3 protein-coding genes are annotated in these 4,139 nt (G+C 41.1%); all 3 read right to left on the bottom strand.

The features are described from left to right. Positions 1-6 precede the first annotated feature (6 nt). Positions 7-216 carry a hypothetical protein gene (locus F6K53_RS35400; protein ID WP_293083982.1) on the bottom strand — a complete coding sequence of 70 codons (210 nt, stop codon included), beginning with the start codon at positions 214-216 and terminating at the stop codon, positions 7-9. A 209-nt stretch (positions 217-425) separates the two neighbouring features. Next, positions 426-1,097, bottom strand: coding sequence for a sulfotransferase family 2 domain-containing protein (locus F6K53_RS35395; protein ID WP_293071198.1), 672 nt, complete (start codon positions 1,095-1,097; stop codon positions 426-428). Continuing rightward, complete coding sequence (locus F6K53_RS35390) at positions 1,094-3,985, bottom strand: glycosyltransferase (RefSeq protein WP_293071200.1); 2,892 nt, start codon at positions 3,983-3,985, stop codon at positions 1,094-1,096. Before F6K53_RS35390 ends, F6K53_RS35395 begins: the two co-directional genes overlap by 4 nt. Between the last annotated feature and the right edge of the window lie 154 nt (positions 3,986-4,139).

Genomic DNA, 4,139 nt, shown 5'->3' with positions numbered 1-4,139 from the left:
TAGGCTCTAGCGAGCGGGGAAAAAGTCCTGGGTTTTAGGGAGTAGGGAGTAGGGAGTAGGGAGTAGGGAGTAGGGAGTAGGGAGTAGGGAGTAGGGAGTAGGGAGTAGGGAGTAGGGAGTAGGGAATAGGGAGTAGGGAGTAGGGAGTAGGGAGTAGGGAGTAGGGAGTAGGGAGTAGGAGTAATAAATTTGACTGTATCTTATAGGTCTTATCAACACTATATTTTATAGTTCAACACTCAAAAATTAGCACTGATAACTGAGCACTGAGCACTCAAAAATTATCTAGCGTTTCCTAGTAAGCGTGAGGTACATCTAAATTTTATTCCCTGTTCCCTGTTCCCTGTTCCCTGCTCCCTGCTCCCTGTTCCCTATTCCCTATTCCCTATTCCCTATTCCCTATTCCCTATTCCCTATTCCCTAGTTTAAAAAGAATACTTTCCGTAGTTGATATCATACTCAAACATTTCGGAGACTATTGCTTTGGATTCGCTATCATAATACTGGCTATAGTGGTCATGCTTGCTAGTATTTATCTTCAAAGAATCTAGAGGTAGTCCTAGCTTTGAAGCTACAAAATCTAAGTCTTCCTCTAGGTGTTCAACACGGATAACATAATCAACAAGGAAGTTATTATGATCATCAAGAACATAGTAAGGAAGAGTATAGCTATACAAATCATCTAGAAATTGTTGCTGCTTCAAGTCCCAGGATTTTCCTGTCTTAATCCACTGCTTGAATGGCATCCTGGTGTTTGGGTTATAGGGGTATTTTTCGATAATGTCTTGGGATACACTGACTACTCTTGGTTTTTCCCACCAATAAATACCTCGGTGATCTGGCTTAGCATAAAAGTACAGAGAAACCAGCATATCCCAAGGGTTTCGGATACTAATAAACTTGAAGTAGCTGTTCCAGTTCCAACCCATACGCTCAAAATGCTGCTTTAACAGAGATGCTGGAACATGGTGATGGTAATGTCGCTTCTGATCCGTACTCCAAACATCGGTGTAAGGATCCAATGCCTTACGAATACTAGTACTAGCACACTTAGGTTTGCTGAGGAATACAAACTTATGCTTGTGGGATATTCTCATGATAACTGTTGATAGATGTCCGATTTGACAATGGATTTTAAAAAATAATCGTTGCTCAGCTTTTCTTTAATCGGGTGCTGCTGCAGGTAGTGGTGGGTTTCCTCAATTAAGGCAAAATCCTCAGCTTTGGCTGCTGCTTCTTGTCTAGACTGGAAGTAAAGGGGATAGTCTTCGCCCAAATACTCTTTTACAGCTGGCAGCGGATTGACTAAAACCGGAGTATTTCTGACGATACACTCAATGATCGCGTTATTGGCACTGGTGTCATACAACTCCAAATAAGCAATATTCTTTGACAAGACTTCATCATACTCATCATTGGGCAAATAATCAACTATCTGCACATAACTGTAATTGGGCTGTAAATTAAATACTTGTTTTTCAGTGTGTAACATCTCCCCAGAATAGGGTTTACGTAACACCACCTTTTTGTAGTTTTTTACCGGTAAATAGTAGATAGAGTGCATCTTCCGCAACCAAATTCCAATTTGGATAATAGTTGGCTCAGGATTTGCCAAAAACTTATCCATCGAAAACTTGACATCTGGGGTTTCCGTAGGATGGATGATGCTGACAATCGGCACATCTAGCTGCTTTTGGAGCCATCGACGAGAGTCTTCAGATAAACAAAATAGACCTTGACAATACTTAATACTCTCTTGCCACAACTGACTTGCAAATATTCTCTGAGGTGACAGGTGTTCTTGAAACCATTTAGGGGCATAGGGAGGGCAATGGATGAATCCAATCCAAGGCTCTGTATAAGCAGTTGGGGTGTTGTTACAATCTCCAGGATCGGAACCCCAGGCAAATTTCTTTTCTATGAAGCCATCCACCAAGATTCCAGCATCATTATGTAACGCTTTCAAGCTATTCATCGCATAAGACCATCCAGAGCGATGCTCCCCGTAATGATACTGTAAAGCAGAAGCAAGATTGAGTTTTTTCGGATAATCCCCAGAGTCTTCAAACCCTGAATCCTGCTCTTCAGTTTGGGAGACATCAAGGCTTCCATTACCATTGGATTTCTCAGTTAGCGGTACATAATACTCCTGTAAAATTTTTTTCTCAAAATCAACCGTTGATTCAAACCGCCTGTTATAGGATTGAGGGTCTTCTAGGTAAATTCCTAAAGGTTCCCTCAACAGCATGAATTTAGACCCGTTAGTTGAACAACGTAACCAAAATTCCCAATCAGCACTCGCGCCATACTCAATTTCATCGAAATAGCCATTTTTTTCATGGACACTCTTCCGCCAGACCGGCATACAATGGGGAAGATTTTGGGAGCCTATTTTACCTTTTTCCTCCCCTTCAGCCCACCACTTTTCTTGAAAAAAGTCTTCGGTTCCAAAATACTCCGGAAATCCCACATACCAGACAGCATGAGCCGTATTATTATCCCAGGTTTCATTGGGTTGCATCGTAACTTTCAGAGGAGCGCAAACTACGTCCACATCAGGATGCTCATCCAAAGCTCTCATATGTTCTTCGATATGTCTGGGAGCTCTGCGGTCATCCAGATTAGCGTTGGTAATATAGTGACCACGGGCTAGTCGAATGCTCATGTTCCAAACTTCATACAGCCCTGGGTCTTCATCCAATTTTATATAGATAATATTGGGATACCTGGTCATATACTTTTTAATCACAGGCTCTTCATTTCCCGGAGAATTGGGATTGACCAATAGTAATTCACATTCAGCAAAAACCGTCTGCTGGCTAATATCCTTGAGGAAGTGTTCAATATACTTATCCCCTTTAAAGACTGATGTGATGATGGATACTTTGGGTTTCCATTTATAGGTACTAAATGGTTGATTAAGCAGAGTAGAGCGTATTAGCTCTTGCCATTCCGGTAGGTTACTGAATGGATAAGAATTGAATGGAGAACCATAAGCCGCTGAAAATGTTGTAAACTGCTCTATCCAATCGGAAATAGTTTCGGTTGGTTGATAAGGGGTAATGCTTAGGGAGTTTTTTAACTGCTCAGCCATAGTGGTGAAATTCCCAGAATGATAACAGGTCCAGGCTAACCAAACCAAGGAATTATAATCATGATTTTTAGTATTGGTATGGCTATAGACCGGATTCTGAGCATCAGGTAATCTGGGTTTATATATAATCGGTTGTTTACTGTTTTGATAAATTGTCAAGAATTGCTGAACGATATAGTTATCGATGTGACCAATTAAGTCATAATCAACTTTGTTGATATCAGCTTTTTCTTGATAAGAAGGATACCGAGCTGGAGCAAATAGTTTGGTAAAATTAAGGGCTGATTTTTGCCAAATTTCGTAGCTATAGTTGGTGGAGTGCTTGACATGATAGGCAACGGGAGACACTAAGTCTTTTATGGTTAACCCCTGTTGCCAAGCAATCACTGGTACCCAGAAATCCCAAAAGGGAATACCAAGGCAAAAGTCAGAGGATGGGAATTTTTCCAGCAGTTCTTTTTCAAAAAAGAACACATCAACCCCAACATCGTAAATCTCACCGTTGATTGATTCAGCAGTATCAACATCGACTCGTGAAGCGAGCAGGATAGAGTTTTGAGTTTGCTCTCGAATAAATTCTGTAAAATCCTGCTCAGCTTTTAAGATAATATCTGCGTTAACAATTCCACAGATTTGGCTACCGTACTCACGCAAATAGGATAAGAGGTCATCAATGTAAACATAAGGCTTACCATAATGCTCTCGTCCATCCCGAAATACTCTGTGAAATTTAATGTCTTGATATAAAGGCTGGAGTTTCTCAATCTCTTCTATAATATTTAAAGAAACAACCTCAAATCCTAGATTAAGCCAACTATTAATAGCTGCTTGTTGCTTATTAATATTTCCTGGTGCAATACTGGTTACGATGACAAGGGTTTTAGTTGTCATTAGTCATTGGTCCTTGAGGAAAGGGAGTAGGGAGTAGGGAGTAGGGAGTAGGGAGTAGGGAGTAGGGAGTAGGGAGTAGGGAGTAGGGAGTAGGGAGTAGGGAGTAGGGAGTAGGGAGTAGGGAGTAGGGAGTAGGGAGTAGGGAGTAGGGAGT

Source organism: Moorena sp. SIO4A1, from assembly GCF_010672065.1.
Classification (GTDB): Bacteria; Cyanobacteriota; Cyanobacteriia; order Cyanobacteriales; family Coleofasciculaceae; genus Moorena.
The sequence above is the reverse complement of the archived record's forward strand: the minus strand, read 5'-3'. Positions and strand labels throughout refer to the sequence as shown.